General features: G+C 43.6%; 11 protein-coding genes. 4 read left to right on the top strand and 7 right to left on the bottom strand.

Annotated features, from left to right (window positions below):
- Positions 1 to 5 precede the first annotated feature (5 nt).
- The 5 genes from B5F77_RS04575 to B5F77_RS04550 all read right to left on the bottom strand — a co-directional run bounded on the left by B5F77_RS04575 (position 6) and on the right by B5F77_RS04550 (position 8,847).
- On the bottom strand, positions 6 to 3,302 hold the full coding sequence (locus tag B5F77_RS04575; RefSeq protein ID WP_239445728.1) for a TonB-dependent receptor: 3,297 nt from the start codon (positions 3,300 to 3,302) through the stop codon (positions 6 to 8).
- 211 nt (positions 3,303 to 3,513) lie between these two features.
- Positions 3,514 to 5,217, bottom strand: coding sequence for a right-handed parallel beta-helix repeat-containing protein (locus B5F77_RS04570; RefSeq protein ID WP_087328324.1), 1,704 nt, complete (start codon positions 5,215 to 5,217; stop codon positions 3,514 to 3,516).
- A gap of 29 nt (positions 5,218 to 5,246) precedes the next feature.
- The gene (locus B5F77_RS04565; protein ID WP_087328538.1) at positions 5,247 to 6,158 is read right to left on the bottom strand and encodes a FecR domain-containing protein; all 912 of its coding nucleotides are present in this window, start codon (positions 6,156 to 6,158) and stop codon (positions 5,247 to 5,249) included.
- Between the two features lie 429 nt (positions 6,159 to 6,587).
- Entirely contained in the window at positions 6,588 to 8,243 is a 1,656-nt protein-coding gene (locus tag B5F77_RS04555) for an AMP-binding protein (protein WP_087328319.1), read from the bottom strand.
- Between the two features lie 22 nt (positions 8,244 to 8,265).
- Positions 8,266 to 8,847: an XRE family transcriptional regulator gene (locus tag B5F77_RS04550; protein WP_087328315.1), complete on the bottom strand. Its 582-nt coding sequence runs from the start codon at positions 8,845 to 8,847 to the stop codon at positions 8,266 to 8,268.
- 146 nt (positions 8,848 to 8,993) lie between these two features.
- On the opposite strand from B5F77_RS04550, the gene xerD reads away from it, so the two are divergent.
- Positions 8,994 to 9,917 (top strand): site-specific tyrosine recombinase XerD, encoded by a 924-nt coding sequence (gene xerD / locus B5F77_RS04545; protein WP_087328535.1) that lies wholly within the window; start codon positions 8,994 to 8,996, stop codon positions 9,915 to 9,917.
- On the opposite strand, the gene B5F77_RS04540 is transcribed toward xerD, so the two are convergent.
- Complete coding sequence (locus B5F77_RS04540; RefSeq protein ID WP_087328312.1) at positions 9,896 to 10,744, bottom strand: MBL fold metallo-hydrolase; 849 nt, start codon at positions 10,742 to 10,744, stop codon at positions 9,896 to 9,898. The two genes, xerD and B5F77_RS04540, sit on opposite strands and share 22 nt — an antisense overlap.
- Before the next feature lie 113 nt (positions 10,745 to 10,857).
- On the opposite strand from B5F77_RS04540, the gene efp reads away from it, so the two are divergent.
- On the top strand, positions 10,858 to 11,421 hold the full coding sequence (efp, locus tag B5F77_RS04535; RefSeq protein WP_087328309.1) for an elongation factor P: 564 nt from the start codon (positions 10,858 to 10,860) through the stop codon (positions 11,419 to 11,421).
- A gap of 217 nt (positions 11,422 to 11,638) precedes the next feature.
- Here efp and rpsO read toward each other — a convergent pair whose 3' ends face one another.
- The gene (gene rpsO, locus B5F77_RS04530; RefSeq protein WP_087328305.1) at positions 11,639 to 11,908 is read right to left on the bottom strand and encodes a 30S ribosomal protein S15; all 270 of its coding nucleotides are present in this window, start codon (positions 11,906 to 11,908) and stop codon (positions 11,639 to 11,641) included.
- 152 nt (positions 11,909 to 12,060) lie between these two features.
- Between rpsO and typA the strand changes: the two genes are divergently transcribed.
- Positions 12,061 to 13,857 carry a translational GTPase TypA gene (typA, locus tag B5F77_RS04525; protein ID WP_087328302.1) on the top strand — a complete coding sequence of 599 codons (1,797 nt, stop codon included), beginning with the start codon at positions 12,061 to 12,063 and terminating at the stop codon, positions 13,855 to 13,857.
- A gap of 286 nt (positions 13,858 to 14,143) precedes the next feature.
- A complete protein-coding gene (locus B5F77_RS04520; RefSeq protein WP_087328300.1) occupies positions 14,144 to 16,486 on the top strand; it encodes a YCF48-related protein in 2,343 nt (780 codons plus the stop codon).
- Positions 16,487 to 16,664: the final 178 nt, after the last annotated feature.

Genomic DNA, 16,664 nt, shown 5'->3' with positions numbered 1-16,664 from the left:
CTCGTTTAAAATCCTACTGTTACACCTATAGAATATGTTCTCTGTACCGGATAGCCTCCATTCGTTGAAGTGGTTTCCGGGTCAAAATAATCTGATACTCCTGATATCGTAAATAGGTTGGCTCCTGTCAAATTTACTTTACATGCCGTCAACCAATTGACATTTTTAAGCAATTTGTATTTGAAGTCGTATTCCAACGTCAAGTTCTTCAGGCGAAGGAAAGAAGCATTCTTCAACCAGAAGGTAGATTTTTCCTTATTGTTTTGTCCATTAACATTGGCATCCAATGAGATTCTTGGGAAAACAGCATCCTGGTTATCTTCTCGCCAATAATCCAATTTATAACTTTGTACTACATCTTTTGATGCTGTACCTTGTGCTGTGACCCCCATTTCCATATGTCGTTTACCTGTTCCATAGAATAAGCCGGATAAAGTAAATCCTTTGTAAGATAAAGTAAAGTCAACACCATAGGTGAAATGAGGTGTCGAAGGCATGCCTACGCGAACTTGGTCTTCACTATCTATTTTGCCATCACCATTGATATCTTGATACATGATATCGCCCATCTTTGTCTCGGTAGAAGCCAAACGACGCGGATTGCTTAATATTTGTTCTGCACTTTGGTATAATCCATTATCGATTAAACGGACATCATAATAATCTGTCACATGTGTGCCTCGTTTCCATGGATTTAATGTTGTAGATTCGGCTTCATCTTGGTTCTTTACATACAAATTGTTGTAGTAGGTCATATTTGTACCCACTGAATAATAGAGTCCAGAAGGCGTTTCGTCTGACCAACTCAAAGAAAGTTCAAATCCTTCGCGACGCTGTTCTGTATCTGATTTGATTTGAGGAAGTTCAGCACCCAATGGCTCGGAATATCGGTCTTTCGGACTAACTAAACCTCCTTTTGTCACATAAAAGAAATAATCCGCAGAACCTTTCAAACGATGATTGAAGAAAGCAGCATCAATACCATAATTCAACGAATTACGCGTGTACCAGCTTAACAATTCCGGTGAAGTCAGTTTACCTTCATTAAATCCAGGCTGTAGATTTCCGCCGATAACAATCGCATTTTCTGATAAATTGTATACAGACAAATAACCAAATCGGTTTACTCCTGTTTCGGTTCCCATTTGCCCGTATGAACCACGTAGTTTCAACAAATCAATATTCTCTCGCTGAAGATTCTGGAAGAAAGGTTCTTCCGTAATGTCCCAACCTAATGCTACGGATGGGAAAAATCCCCAGCGGTGCCCTGGCGCGAAGTTGTCGGAGCCATCATAGCGGAAGCTACCTTCGATATAGTAGCGGCTGTCGTAATCGTATTTTACACGCCCGACTAATCCCATACGTCCGCCTTCTTCACCCGTTCCATAATTTTGCATACTGGTACTCGAACCTGCAAACAATTGATCTACGTTGGTAGAAAGATAGTCACGGCGTGAAGCCCAAAATTCGGAACCATTATTTTCTGCAGCTGTGAAAACGAACTTGGCATCAATCGAATGGACATCCGCAAATGTATTCAAATAGCCTGCGCTTAATTCGAAATTGTAAGAGTCTCCAAAATAGGCTTCCTCCTTTAAACTGGGTTTCTCTACTTCCAACAAAGAGCCATCTTTATTGTATTGGGGGGCGCGTGCCGTGAACGTTTTCACGTGTGAAGAGTTCAATCGATAGTTGAACATGGTTCCCAATGTTAATCCTTTCACCCAAGGAAGCGCCCAGTCTGCCGTGAATTGCATGTTTACGTACATCCCGTCGTTCTTATAATATCCAGAACGTTCATCCATTTCCATCATAGGGTTATCAGAGATGGTGGCTAATGTCCCGTCCTCATTATAAGCTAAATCTAATGGAGAGCGGTTCATTAAGTGATCCCAAATAGAAGTATTGTCGTATTGAGGTCTTTTTCTTTTTTCATACGCTGCATTGACATTAACACCGACTTTCAAACCTATTTCTTCAAAAGTCGTATTAAGATTACTGCGTAAATTATAACGTTGATAGTTCAATGCATCTGAAGTGTACAAACTACCTTGGTCGAACATACCTAACGAAATATAATAATTTACATCTTTCTGATTTCCTGTTAAGGATAATGAGTGACGATATTCAGGTGCAAAACTCTTTAGTCCTAAATCATACCAGTCAGTATTCGGATAGGTATAGGGGTCAGATTGATTCCGGATAATCTCCATTTCTTCTTGACTAAACTGGTAAAATTCTCCGTATCCGTCATTCTGAGCAGCTTGGTTTTGAACACTTGCGTATGTATACGAATCTACTTTATCTGGCAATATGGTAGGTTGACTGTATTGGGCATTGAATGTATAGGTAATAGCCCGTTTACCTTTTTTACCTTCTTTTGTTTTTACTAAAATAATACCATCAGCAGCACGAGATCCATACACAGCTAATGAAGCTGCATCTTTCAATACTGACAAGCTTTCTATATCATTGGGGTTTAAAGTCTGAAAATCCCAAGCTTCACTGATGACACCATCAATTACATAAACAGGATCTCCGCCACCACGAATAGAAATTTTCGGTTCTTTACCTGGTTCTCCACCTTGGTTTTGAACAATTACGCCTGAAGCTCGTCCTTGCAATGTAGATGTCACATTCGCAAATGGTAAGTCTTGCAATGTTTCACCCTTTACCGAAGTTACTGCAGAAACCAACTTTTTAGCTGAAGTCTGCCCATACCCAATCACCACTACCTCATCCAGTGCTTCCGAATCTTCGCGCAACTCTATCGAGAAAGAGTCTTTGCCCCTTACGGCAATATCTTGCGTATTAAATCCTATATAAGAGATTTGCAACACGCCATCTTCCGGTACTTCTAATGTGAATTTACCATCCATGTCGGAGATGGTACCGTTGGTAGTGCCTTTTACTACGATATTTGCACCAATGACCGGGATGCCTTGCGGGTCGATGATGGTTCCGGTGATGGTTTTCAGTTTCCCGGTAGGTGCTTTTTGTTGTGTAATCTTGCGCACCACGATATTCTTCCCTTGAATGTCATACGTCACGCTTTGTCCGTCCAATATTTGCTGGATGACGGTACGCACATCATCATTATCCGCAGAAACGGAGATACGTTTCTGTGTGTCCAAATCTTGCGAGGAGAAAACAAAAGAATAACCGCTCTTCTTTTCCAGTTCATCCATCGCTTGTTTCACGGTTACATTACTCATTTTCATGGCAATGCTTTGTGCGCTTATTGTTCCGGTCAGGCAACAACAAGCAACTGCCGCACATACGGCTTTTCGAATACAAGTCATAAATGTTAGATTTTTTGTGATTAAAAACTTTTGATAACGGACCTTTCCAAGAAGAATTTATACTTTTGCATCATCTTCTTTTGGGTCCTAATCCCAATACCATTAGGCTAAAAGATTTTGTCGAACCGGAGAATGGGCCAGATTCTTCGGTTCTTTTTATCTTGCCTTTGCTTTGATTCATGTCTGTTCCTGTTTCATGTTTTTCTTTGTTTCATGGTTCTACATCCAGTTTATTATTCTCGATTTTTACTTGTTGGCAATCGGTTGTTCGTATCAATTGCTCCAAGTTCGTTGCTTTCTTTATTTGGAATAAATTATCTGTGATTTCCAATCCTTCTACGGATTTGGCGGAAATCGCATCTTCATTGATTAATTGAAAACGGTTGTTTTGAATACGGATATTCCGATGGACGCAACCTTCGTTCCGATCGTTTTCCGGAGCGATGTTAATAACCGGCGTACCGCATTCAATGAACCGGTTATTGCGAATCGTTATATCCTTTACTTTTCCAGATTCAAACCAGCTTCGTCCATCATCGGCAATCAAAACACCGCTCATTTGCATCCGGAAGAAGGTGTTGTTTTCTATCAGCACCTTGCGTTGGGTGGTTACTAATATGCCACGGGTTGGAATTCGAGCAAAATAGTTACCACGGATGATGACTTCTGGTGTATAAGTTATGTTTTCCAATAATAATGCCTGTATTTGTCGGCATTTATCGTTGATATTTTGGCTGAATGTAACGATGATTTCCCGGGAGTTCTTCATCTCAGTCTCTTTTACCTCGGCGCTTGCCACGGGAAGTAATGTATGCGCGTCGATAAATTCTACTTCATTGCCGGGAAGGAAAGATTGGAAACCATGCGTTTGCGGATGCATATAGCGGACAAGCACTTGGTTTGGAGCCAACCATTTCTGGACAACTAAATGTGTGCCGTGTACGTTAATGGGGTCGTCGTGAGCTCCTACGAAACGGGAATTTTCAATCCGGATTGTCCCTTTGCATCCAGAGAAATGGGCGAAGTCTGCAAATCCGGCACATGTCCGTCCGCTTCCTGCTTCCGGTTCAAAAGCCAAATGGCGATAGGTTATATTCTCCGACATCTGGCTTAGCACGCCGAAATTACCCAAGAAGGCGAATTGCACCTCTTCAATCGTTATATCCTTGCTATATTGGATTAATCCGCACACTTCATCACGGATACCGTCGCGCATCTGGAATACTTCACCCACAAAAGCTTGTGGTTTCTTTTTGTATTCGAAGCGAAGCACGCCCGGTTCTATTTCGGTTGCTTGTTTCATATCCGAAAGGGGAGACCATCCGCGCCATGTAATATCCTTTGTCGAATCATATCCTTGGGCAATTCCTCCGTCCAATTGCCAGCTATCGCCTACGAACGCAAACTTTCCATCCTTGATTTCATAACGGGATTGCGGATGGATGCGTACTTCCATGTATGTATCGCCTACTTCGCTTACCGTCAGTTCCGGGACGGTCGGGTCGGCCGAGGTGACGGTTAGGTTCCGTAGGGTAATGTCTTCGCAATGGTCGATAACGAACGTGGTAATTTCACCATGGCCTACCAATCGTGCGCCTTGTCCATCAATCGTGATGTGCTTCAGGTCTTTCAGCCAAAGCCCGATATGTTTCGTTTGGTCCGGGTTCTCTTGTTCGGACGTAGTATTAGAGGCGTAATACACTTGCTGGGAAGCTTTTGCCCGCGAGAGGTGATAATCGCGGTTCTGCAATTCAATCACGACCTCCTCGCCGGCATATTTCCGAGCCTCGTCGATAGCCGCTTGTAGTTTTTGTGTCATATCGCCCGTTTCTGCCGGGACAAATATCCGCTGTTCTGCTTGGGCTATGCCCCATATCCAACAACAAATTCCTATAAACCAGAATGTTTTCCTCATGATATTGTTTTGTTTTATATTTTGTTATTTCATTTCAATATAATTGTATCTCCTTTTACGACATAGGATACGCGGCCGGTCGACGACAAGATATTCAGCACGTCGTATATACTATGTGTCTGCCGATTGAAACGTCCGTAGAAACGAGCCGTTTCCAATGCGGGATTCGCCAGTATGATTTTTACGTCGTAATACCGTTCCAGTTGGGCTGCGATGTCGGGAAGGAACTCTTCGTCGAATAGCAGCACGTCGTCGGTCCATATCTTTGCCTTTTCTACCTCTGCCGCGATGATTTCCATTTCGCCGGTTGCCTTGTTGAGTACCATCTTTTCCGCGGGCGCCAGGTAGCGTGTTTCCATGGGTTGCACATGGTTGTCCAGCGCTACTTTTCCCTCCAGCAAATCGACTACCGCCGTTTCATCTTCTGGGTAGTTACGAAAGTTGAATTTCGTCCCGAGCACCGTCACATCCAGTTCGCGTGTATGGATGGCAAAGGGTAATTTCGCATTCTTTTTCACTTCGAAGAAACCTTCGCCCTCGAACTCCAAACGGCGGTCCGTCATGCCAAATCCTTGCGAATAGACCATCCGTGAACCGGCGTTGAGCCATACTTCAGTCCCATCGGGCAATACCATTTTGGTTTTCGAGCCCAACGGAGCCTCCACTACGATGTCGGCAAAGCTGCGTTCCATCTGCCGTCCACCTTGGTAGTAGGAGGTAACGGATACAATGACCAGCAATGCCACGACTGCTGCCGCGTAGTAGAACCATTGCTTGTACGGCCTTTGTGCGTGTTTCGTTAAACCTGTCCGTTGTTGGAAACGCTCGTAGGCCGCCATCGCGTCGAATGGCGTCGTGTTGTCGGCTGTTGAGGCGGCAAACCAAAGTTCCTCGTCGGTTGCCTGCGTAGGATTTTCGTATGTATTTTTTTCGTTATCCATAATCGTCTTTGCATGTATGACAAGCCAATTGTATTCCCGGGTAGTGAAGGTACTCATTTTTTTTCGAAGAAATTGAAAAATTTTTCGGGTTTATGCTTTTGGCGTATGATGGGCTTCTATTTGTTTTTCGCTGAAAAGGAGAATTTTTTACCGGAAATGGTTTTGCAGTTCTTGCAAAGTGAATTTTGGCTTCCGGAACAGGCTTTGCACGGCTTGCAAAATGGAATTTCCTCCACGAAACAGGCTTTGCACGACTTGCAAAATGGAATTTCCTCCACGAAACAGGCTTTGCACGACTTGCAAAATGGAATTTCCTTCACGAAACAGGCTTTGCACGGCTTGCAAAATGAGATTTGGTCGACCAAATCCCATTTTACACAAAATAGAAAGTCTTCCCGTGCCTCTGGATGGTATTCCTACTTTCTTTCCTTATACCGGCGTGATGCCTTGCTCGGCAAGCAATTGCAGGCTGAGGTCTTTCAGTTTGAATTTCTGTATTTTGCCGCTGCCCGTCATAGGGAATGCATCGACAAAGAAGATGTACTTCGGGATTTTGTGACGGGCGATTTTTCCGCGGCAGAAGTCCTTCACTACGTCGTCGGTCATCGTCGTGCCCTCTTGCAGGATGATGAACGCGCCGACCTCTTCGCCATATTTCTTCGACGGTACGCCGGCTACTTGCACATCTTTCACGCCCGGCAGGTGGTAAAGGAACTCTTCCAATTCGCGCGGGTAGATGTTTTCGCCACCCCGGATAATCATGTCTTTGATGCGACCCGTGATGCGGTAATAGCCCTTCTCGTCTTTCACGCCCAGGTCGCCGCTATGCAGGAAGCCGTTCTGGTCGATAACCTCGACGGTCGCTTTCGGATTCTTGTAATAACCCTTCATGACGAGGTAACCCTTGCAACACATTTCACCCTGTTCGCCCACAACGCATTCTTCGCCCGTTTCGGGATTCAACACCTTGACTTCCGTGAAAGGATATTCCTTGCCGACCGTAGTGCAGCGCTCTTCGAAGGGGTCTTCGATGACAGAGTGCGTCATGCCTGGCGAACTTTCAGTCAGGCCATAGACGCTGGTGATGTGCGTAATGTGCATCTTCTCCGTTACCGCGCGCATCAATTCAATCGGGCAAAGCGAGCCGGCCATGATGCCGGTACGGAGCGAAGTGAGGTCGAACATCGAGAACATCGGATGATTCAGCTCGGCGATGAACATGGTCGGGACACCATACAAAGCCGTGCATCGTTCCTTATGGACAGACGCCAAGACGACGAGCGGATCGAACTTCTCGACCATGACTTGCGTTGCGCCATGTGTCAAGACGGCCATCGTAGCCAATACCACGCCGAAGCAATGGAAAAGCGGGACGCAGCAGCAGAGTTTGTCCTCCGGCGTATAGTGCATGCCTTCGCCCGTGAAGTAACCGTTGTTCGTGATGTTGCGATGTGTGAGCATAACGCCTTTCGGGAAGCCGGTAGTCCCGGACGTATATTGCATGTTTACGACATCGTCCATCGTAACTTTCGCTTTGGCCTCGTCGAGCTTCTCGTCGCTGATGTTCTCGCCCAGCAGTAAGAGTTCCGGCGTATTGTACATGCCACGATACTTTTCCTGCCCGATATAGACCACGTTCCGCATTTCCGGGAAGCGTGTACTACGGAGGTAACCACGTTGTGAATTGCGTAATTCGGGGAGCATGGTGTAGACCATGTCGATGTAGCTACCGTCGAAGACACCGTCGGTGATACACATCGTATGGATATCCGCGTTCTCGACCAAATATTCCAATTCGTTCTGTTTGTAGTTTGTATTGATAGTGACAGCTACGGCACCAATCTTGGCCGAAGCATAAAGGAAGGTGAGCCAATCCGGGACGTTGGTCGCCCAAATCCCGACATGCGTCCCATGTCCTACGCCGATAGCCATCAATCCTTTGGCCATGCAATCCACGCGATAGTTGAATTCCTTCCAGGTGAAACGCAAGTCACGGTCCGAGTAAACGATATATTCTTTGTCTGGTTGTTTTTCCGTCCAATATTCCAGCCATTGGCCGACGGTTTTATTCTGTAATTCCAGCATACATTTTTCTCCTTATATATTATTAATAGGGTGTATAAATGACACCTAAGATACGCGCTGGCTCGTTGCCTGCCGCATGTACATGATGCGAGACGATGGAATCATAGTAGATACTATCCCCTTCTGACAATTGATAAGTATTTTTCCCATAAAGGATTTCGATACATCCTTGCAGGACATAGATAAATTCTTCGCCTTCGTGTGAGGAAGGAGTAAACGCTTCGCCTGGAGCTGAAGGTGCTACTTCGATGAGGAACGGTTCCATGTGGCGGCCCGATTTATCTTCTGCCATCGAATAATAGCCCATGTGCTTGCGGCCTTCTGTATTGTTGTTGGTAAAGCCGATGCCGTCGCCAGTTAAATCTCCTTTGCGGCAAACAACTGGTCCCAGTTGCGATTGATCGTCTAAGAAGGTACCTAAACGTACGCCCAGCACGCGCGCAATCTTGATGAGCGGTGCCAACGACGGGAAATCCACGTTTTCTTCGATACGTTTGATTTGTTCTACACTTAGGCCAGAGCGTTCCGCCATTTCTTCTATCGACAATCCTTTCGATTCCCGGATATGTTGGATCTTTGATCCGATGATTTTGTTGTCTTTCATTTCGTATTACTTTTAATTTGACGCCAAAAGTATATAAAATATTTCGATTTGCAAAGAATGTGTAGGATTTTGCGCGAATGTATTTTTATGTAGTTAGGTTATTCAGAAATTTGTATCTTTGTCTACAATTGAAATGGATGGACACGATGGATAAGCGGGTAACAGAAGAAATGGTCAGTAAATATAAGATGTACTTGCGATTGGAACGGTCTCTTTCTGCTAATACTATCGCGGCTTATCTGGATGATTTGGCGAAGTTGTTGCATTTCCTTGAGGAAGAAGGATTGGAAGTGCGCGAGGTGACTTACGAAGACTTACAACAGCTGGTGGCTGGATTACATGATATTGGGATTCATCCACGCTCGCAGGCTCGCATCATCTCAGGTATTAAGTCGTTTTATAAATTTTTGTTGATAGATGGTTATATCCAAACGGATCCAACGGAATTGCTGGAGACACCCAAAGTAGGCATGAAACTTCCGGAAATCCTCTCGGTGGAAGAGATAGACCGTATCTTGGCTTCTATCGATTTGACTACGGCGGAGGGTCAACGGAACCGTGCCATGCTGGAAGTATTGTATAGTTGTGGATTGCGCGTTTCGGAATTGATTTCGCTCCGAATTTCGGATATTTATCCCGAGGAAGAGTTTATTCGTGTCGAGGGAAAGGGTTCGAAAGAACGCTTGGTTCCAATTTCCAAAACGGCACTCCGCGAGATTCAAAATTATCTTTATTACCGAGGCGAACAGGTTGTGAAACGAGGTGCGGAAGATATTCTTTTCCTCAATCGGCGAGGTGCCCCCTTGACACGTGTGATGGTCTTTATCATCATTAAACGGCAAGCTGAATTGGCAGGTATCCATAAAAATATCAGTCCACATACGTTTCGTCATTCGTTTGCTACGCATCTCTTGGAGGGTGGTGCGAATTTACGGGCTATCCAAGAAATGTTAGGGCATGAAAAAATCACTACGACTGAAATCTACACTCATATTGATCGAGAATTCCTTCGGCGGGAAATATTGGACCATCATCCGCGTAACCAAAATTACAAAGGAGGGTCGGTATAAACGATACTTTCTCGTTCGGGAAGGAATAGTCCATTCGTTGTCTGTTTTACCCGTGAGGAAAGGGTATATGCATCATGACAATAAACGATACGATGGTGATGAAAAACAGCTTCTTTCAATAACATGGTTTTCTCGTCGTACGAAATGGTTGGTGAAAGATCGTAGGCTGAGATCCATTCGGGGGAAAGACTGGCAAAGAGCGGAATCACATCACCAGCAAAGACAAGCGTTTCTGTATCGGTCTCTACATAAGGTACAATTTGTCCTGGCGTATGTCCATCAGCCAGACGAAGCGTGAGGTGTGGGTAAATCAGCTGGGTGTGGTCGATAAGCTTCAGCATTCCGGCATTCTCTATGGGTTTCATGTCTTCAAGGAAAAACGAATTGCGTTCCAGTGGATGCGGTTCATGAAAATTCGTCCATTGCGGTTTGCTAACCCAATGGATGGCATTGGGAAATGTAAGTTGCAGCTGGTTGTTATCGTCTCGGTAAGTACAACCTCCGCAATGGTCGAAGTGCAGATGCGTTAACACTACATCTGTAATAGTTTCCGGTTTGATACCCAGCATCTGGAGTTCTTCTTGTATGTCTTTTAAACCAAAGAAACGATAATAAGATAAGGCTTTTAGGTGTTTGTTACCAGCTCCAGCATCTATTAAAATATATCGCTCACCTATTTTTACCAGCATCGAACGCATAGCTAAAATGCAGCCGTTCTGAGCATCAGATAAATACTTGCGGTTCCAAGCTGTTTTCGGGATAGCTCCGAACATGGCTCCGCCGTCGGCATAAAAATATCCTGTATCAAAAATGGTTACTTTCTCCATAATTCATGAATCTTTCTGCAAAAGTGCAAAATAAAATTGGTATATGTTGCAGAAAATCGTATTTTTGCAGGCGAAATTCATAAACAGGAAAATAACTTTATACAGATAAGAATATGATTAACTCACAAGACATCAAGAAAGGGACTTGTATCCGTTTGGACGGAAAGCTTTATTTTTGTGTAGATTTCCTGCATGTAAAGCCGGGAAAAGGAAATACAATTATGCGTACGACACTGAAGGATGTAGTAAAAGGCTATGTGATTGAACGTCGTTTTAATATTGGTGAAAAATTGGAGGATGTACGCGTAGAGCGTCGTCCGTACCAATATACATACCGCGAGGGCGAACATTATCATTTTATGAATCAGGAGACATTTGAAGATGTCATCATCGATAAGGATTTGATCAACGGTGTGGATTTTATGAAAGAGGGCGAAGTGGTAGATGTGGTATCGGATGCTTCGACAGAAACGGTGCTTTATGCCGATATGCCTGTAAAAGTACAGCTTCAAGTAACTTATACCGAACCGGGTATCAAAGGTGATACAGCTACTAATACCTTAAAACCAGCTACGGTAGAAACGGGAGTTGAGGTGCGTGTTCCGCTCTTTATTAACGAAGGAGAGATTATCGAAGTCAATACGCAAGACGGTTCATACGTAGGTCGCATACGTTGATACGGTTTTATACGATATTTTTATATTTTGAAGAAGCTATTCCACTCAAAACAAGGAATAGCTTCTTTTTATTGACAAGCAATCTTCTTTTGGCGATTAATAAATGAGTTATAAAGAAGGAGTGGACGACACAATGATAACTAGGGAAAGGAAATAAAAAAGCCGCCCCATTTTACAACGGGAACGGCTTTCCAGTTATGAGCTCTATACAAATTAATTACTTTCTGATATTTAGCTCGCGGATGATAGCACGATAACGTTCAATATCAACCTTAATCAAATAATCTAACAAACGACGACGCTTACCGACCAACATTTTCAAGGCGCGTTCAGTAGCAAAGTCCTTGTGATTCTTCTTTAAATGCTCCGTTAAGTGGGAGATACGATACGTGAACAAGGCAATCTGGCTCTCAGGAGAACCTGTGTTCGTAGCCGATTTACCATACTTTTCGAACAATTCTTTTTTCTTTTCTGAATCCAAATACATGGGTTTAATACTTTAATAAATTAATACTATGTTATTTAAGCGAGTGCAAAGGTAGGTATTATTTTTGAATCTGCAAGTATTTATGCCAAAAAAATTCTCCTTGCAAGAATTGAATAATTGTAGTAATTTTGCGCCCAATAAATTTGTATTCAATGCAAAATATCAGAAACATCGCGATTATCGCGCACGTAGACCACGGGAAAACAACACTCGTGGATAAGATGTTATTGGCTGGAAAGCTTTTCCGTGAAGGGCAAGCTGAGCCGGATCAGTTCCTCGACAGCAACGACTTGGAACGCGAACGTGGAATTACGATTCTATCCAAAAACGTGTCTATCAATTACAAAGGGTACAAAATTAATATTATTGATACGCCGGGGCACGCAGATTTTGGAGGAGAAGTAGAACGCGTATTGAACATGGCGGACGGTTGCTTGTTGCTGGTAGATGCTTTCGAAGGCCCGATGCCGCAAACGCGCTTTGTCCTTCAGAAGGCTATTCAAATCGGATTGAAGCCGATTGTAGTGATTAATAAGGTAGATAAACCTAATTGCCGTCCGTCGGAAGTGCAGGAGATGGTGTTCGATTTAATGTTTAGTCTCGATGCGACCGAAGAACAACTGGATTTTCCTACTATCTATGGTTCGGCTAAGCAAGGTTGGATGTCGGATGATTGGCAAAAACCAACCACAGACATTACCGCTCTTTTGGATGCCATCATTCAGTATATTCCAGAGCCGCAAACATTGGAAGGTCCATCTCAAATGTTGATTACTTCGTTGGATTATTCCAAATATGTAGGTCGTATTGCTGTAGGTCGTGTACACCGAGGCGAATTACGCGAAGGGCAGGATATAGTGCTCTGTAAACGAGATGGCTCGCAGGTGAAGTCGCGCATTAAGGAGATTGATGTGTTTGAAGGTTTGGGGCGTACAAAAGTGCGTTCGGTGCAATCAGGTGATATTTGTGCTGTGGTTGGTATCGAAGGATTTGAAATCGGTGAAACAATTGCCGATGCGCAAGAGCCTGAAGCTTTACCTACAATTGCCATCGACGAGCCGACTATGTCGATGCTCTTTACTATCAACAACTCGCCTTTCTTCGGTAAGGATGGCAAATTCGTTACTTCTCGTCATATCTATGAACGCCTGCAGCGTGAGTTGGATAAGAACTTGGCTTTACGGGTGCGTCCGACGGATTCAGCTGATTCTTGGTTGGTGTATGGTCGAGGTGTACTACACTTGTCTGTGCTCATTGAGACTATGCGTCGCGAGGGTTACGAGTTGCAAGTCGGTCAGCCACAGGTTATCATTAAGGAGATAGATGGTGTAAAGTGCGAACCGGTTGAGCAATTGACTATCAACTTGCCGGAAGAATGTTCCAGCCGTATTATTGATATGGTAACGAAGCGTAAGGGAGAAATGACTATGATGGAGAGCAAGAACGGACGGATGCACCTGGAGTTCACCATCCCGTCGCGTGGTATCATTGGATTGAACAATGCTGCCCTGACGGCTTCTGCCGGTGAAGCTATTATCGCTCACAGGTTTTTGGAGTACCAGCCATGGAAGGGTGATATCGAACGCCGTACGAACGGTTCTATTATTGCCATGGAAACGGGTACGGCATACGCTTATGCATTGAATAACCTCCAGTCACGTGGTCGTTTCTTCATTGCTCCAGGCGATGAGGTTTATGCCGGTCAGGTGGTAGGTGAGCATACAAAGGAGAACGATTTAGTGGTGAACGTTACTAAATCTAAGAAGTTGACTAACATGCGTGCCTCAGGTTCAGATGAAAAGGTATCGCTTGCACCGCCCGTTGTCTTTAGCTTAGAAGACGCATTGGAGTATATCAAGAATGATGAATACGTGGAGGTTACGCCGAATTATATGCGTATGCGCAAAATCATCTTGGATGAAACAGAACGCAAACGTGCATCAAGATAATCATCTCTAAGTAGGATTTTAAAAAACACAGTTGTCTTTACCATAAAATACAACTGTGTTTGCGTCAAAAGACAGTTGTGTTTAGCCATAAAGACAACTGTCTTTTTTCATAAATACAACTATGCTTTGGAAGAGGGTCAGTTATGTGTTCAGAGAGGCATGACTGATTTTTTATAACATGGAGCAGCATTTGAGTGGAAAAATCCATCTCCTATATACGAAGACTTAATTAAAAAAACACTTTAATTTAAAAAGGCATGAAAAATGGATTACTGTTTTGGCTGGAATGCTTATATCCAGTTCTTTGGCTGCGCAAGTGTATTTGCGCAATGATGGTTTACAGGCGACGGGAGTTGCAAACGATGGTACAGCCGTTGGCCTATATGGAGAGAATGGTTACTATTATCTGTGGAATCCACAAAAGAATCAAGTGAAAAACATAGGAGGCATTACTGCCGGAAATGGGTTGGGTGGATTTGCGACTATTTCTGCTGATGGTAAGTACGTTTCGGGATTGACTCCTATAACGCGGAAGGTGGAAACTCAAATGGAGCGGATTCATCTGACAGATGACGAGAGTTTTACGGTAACGGATATTGTACCGGTAGGGACGATGTTGTATGCTATTACCAAATCAAAACCGGATGGTGGAAATGGTATGATTTTAACCAGTTCGGATAATGGGAAGAATTGGAAAAGGTCGGATGTGAATTTAGCGGGAGTTGGTTTAGAAACAATATCTGTATTGAATGATTTTGTATATATTGTGGGAGGACATGCAGGCGGGTTGTTTGCTACTGTCAATGGTGGAACGACATGGTCTGTTTTACCTCAGGCTATTGCATCAGAGTCTGTAGAGGTTTACCGTTCAATAGATTTCCGAGATGAGTATCATGGGATTGCTGTCGGTTTGCTTCAGGGTGGCAAATCCTTTATTTATCATTCGCCAGACGGTGCAGAAACTTGGGAGAAAATAGCATTCGAGGTGGAAGGTACGCCTGTCTCTGTTTGCCATACGCCTAATGCGTTTTTCTTAGTAACAGATAAGGGGAAGATTTATAAATCGGATGAGAGTGGAGTGAATTGGGAAGAAATAAAAGACGCAAAGAACTCTTTGCGTAAAATCTCTTTTGGGGATGATAAAGTGGGCTTGGCAATTGGAGACAAGATTGCCTTACATACGACTGATGGTGGAGTGACATGGGATGAGTTGGCTCTTCCTAAAGCCTCTTCGTCGGATTGGTATGATGTGAGTTGGAAAGATAATAGAACAGTATATATCTCTGGTTCAGATAATACAGTTTGCTTGTCGGAAGATGCTGGCGAGACATGGAGTGAAGTGCAATCAGATTATACACAAGACAATACGGATTTGTATGCGGTATATGCAGGAAATGCTTTGGTGTTGGCTGGAACGCAATCTAATTTTTATCGTCAACGATTCAATGATGAAGTGAAAGTGTACGAAATGGCCCGTTATAATAATGATTTGGAGCAATGGCAACCGTTGGGTAATTTAGAGTATATAGATAAAACGGACGGAATTATAGGGGCAGGTTATGCTGTGTCACATGATGGTAAGTCGATTATCGGGAATACATACACCGTATCAAACGAGAATACTTCTTCTGCACAAATAATCACACATGCAGTAATTTGGAACGAAAAAGATGGTTTGGTGGATTTAGGTAGTAAATATGCTTCGTTGGGGCGTAGTGCGCGAGCCGATGCTGTGAATAGTGATGGTACTGTAGTTGTTGGTTGGCAGGATAAACGCGGTCCATGGAAAGCTGCTGTTTGGCGTAAAGGAAATGATGGTAAATGGAGCGAAGGAAAACCGATTTTGCTGGACCCTTCAATGAGCGAAGAAGTAGAAGAAAACCAAATGGATTGGGCTATGGCTGTATCTCCGAATGGAAATTGGATTGGAGGAAAAGGACGAGTAACCAAAACTGGACCTCTTTCAGTCAGTACAACACAGCATCAACTTAGCGAACCATGGATTTATAGCGAAAAGACTGGTGTAATCCAATTGGGCATGTTGGATGATGCACCTGCAGAAAGTGGATTCCATGGATATGTTAGAGGGGTAAATAACAATGGTACAATGGCTATCGGTTACTTTATGACAAGTGATTTGGTTAGCGATTATAATATGTGGCCGTTTATTTGGACAAAAGACGAAGGCATACAAGACCTGAATAAATATGTCCAAAATACGTTGAAACAGGATTTAGGAACAGTTCATTTAGTCTCTGCTTTGTCGATGTCTGAAAACGAACGATTTATTTCGGGGTGGGGCGTTGATACTTCCGATGGACAAATAACGGCATTCGTTATTGACTTATCTGGAGCTGTTACAGCTAATGAATCTGCTGATAGTCAATTGGAGGAAATAAAGGTAACTTACAATCGGACTAATCAATTCTTGCAGGTAAATGCTCCGGCGGATATAGATGCTACATTAACCTTATATGATATGCAAGGAAAAATAATCAAGACGCAAGCGGTTGTTTCTTCCGAAACATTCATTTCTGTATCTAATATCCCGGCAGGAATCTATGTTCTCCATTTTGTCTCTTCTGATGGGAAAAGTATAAAAACAGAGAAGTTGAAAATTGCAGACTAATCTATAATATTAAGAGGCGAGAACGGCATAAGGTGGTTCTTGGCTCAGTAGAAATTTAGTGGGAATATACATATAGTTTTGCAATACGGAATAAGAAGAACTTCTTGTCTGCAACCCCTCTGAGGTTTGCTCTGAATAGTTTGATTTTAGCGTTGAAAGACTCTGCCATCGCATTGGA

The sequence above is a fragment of the Parabacteroides sp. An277 genome (assembly GCF_002159645.1).
In the GTDB taxonomy this organism is placed as follows: domain Bacteria; phylum Bacteroidota; class Bacteroidia; order Bacteroidales; family Tannerellaceae; genus Parabacteroides.
Note: the sequence above shows the minus strand (reverse complement) of the source record. Positions and strands in the feature narration are given on the sequence as shown.

What these genes read in the sequence shown, in the direction of transcription:
- B5F77_RS04575 (WP_239445728.1), bottom strand. Translation starts at nt 3,302, where the DNA reads ATGACTTGTATTCGAAAAGCCGTATGTGCGGCAGTTGCTTGTTGTTGC.
- B5F77_RS04570 (WP_087328324.1), bottom strand. Translation starts at nt 5,217, where the DNA reads ATGAGGAAAACATTCTGGTTTATAGGAATTTGTTGTTGGATATGGGGC.
- B5F77_RS04565 (WP_087328538.1), bottom strand. Translation starts at nt 6,158, where the DNA reads ATGGATAACGAAAAAAATACATACGAAAATCCTACGCAGGCAACCGAC.
- B5F77_RS04555 (WP_087328319.1), bottom strand. Translation starts at nt 8,243, where the DNA reads ATGCTGGAATTACAGAATAAAACCGTCGGCCAATGGCTGGAATATTGG.
- B5F77_RS04550 (WP_087328315.1), bottom strand. Translation starts at nt 8,847, where the DNA reads ATGAAAGACAACAAAATCATCGGATCAAAGATCCAACATATCCGGGAA.
- xerD (WP_087328535.1), top strand. Translation starts at nt 8,994, where the DNA reads ATGGATAAGCGGGTAACAGAAGAAATGGTCAGTAAATATAAGATGTAC.
- B5F77_RS04540 (WP_087328312.1), bottom strand. Translation starts at nt 10,744, where the DNA reads ATGGAGAAAGTAACCATTTTTGATACAGGATATTTTTATGCCGACGGC.
- efp (WP_087328309.1), top strand. Translation starts at nt 10,858, where the DNA reads ATGATTAACTCACAAGACATCAAGAAAGGGACTTGTATCCGTTTGGAC.
- rpsO (WP_087328305.1), bottom strand. Translation starts at nt 11,908, where the DNA reads ATGTATTTGGATTCAGAAAAGAAAAAAGAATTGTTCGAAAAGTATGGT.
- typA (WP_087328302.1), top strand. Translation starts at nt 12,061, where the DNA reads ATGCAAAATATCAGAAACATCGCGATTATCGCGCACGTAGACCACGGG.
- B5F77_RS04520 (WP_087328300.1), top strand. Translation starts at nt 14,144, where the DNA reads ATGCTTATATCCAGTTCTTTGGCTGCGCAAGTGTATTTGCGCAATGAT.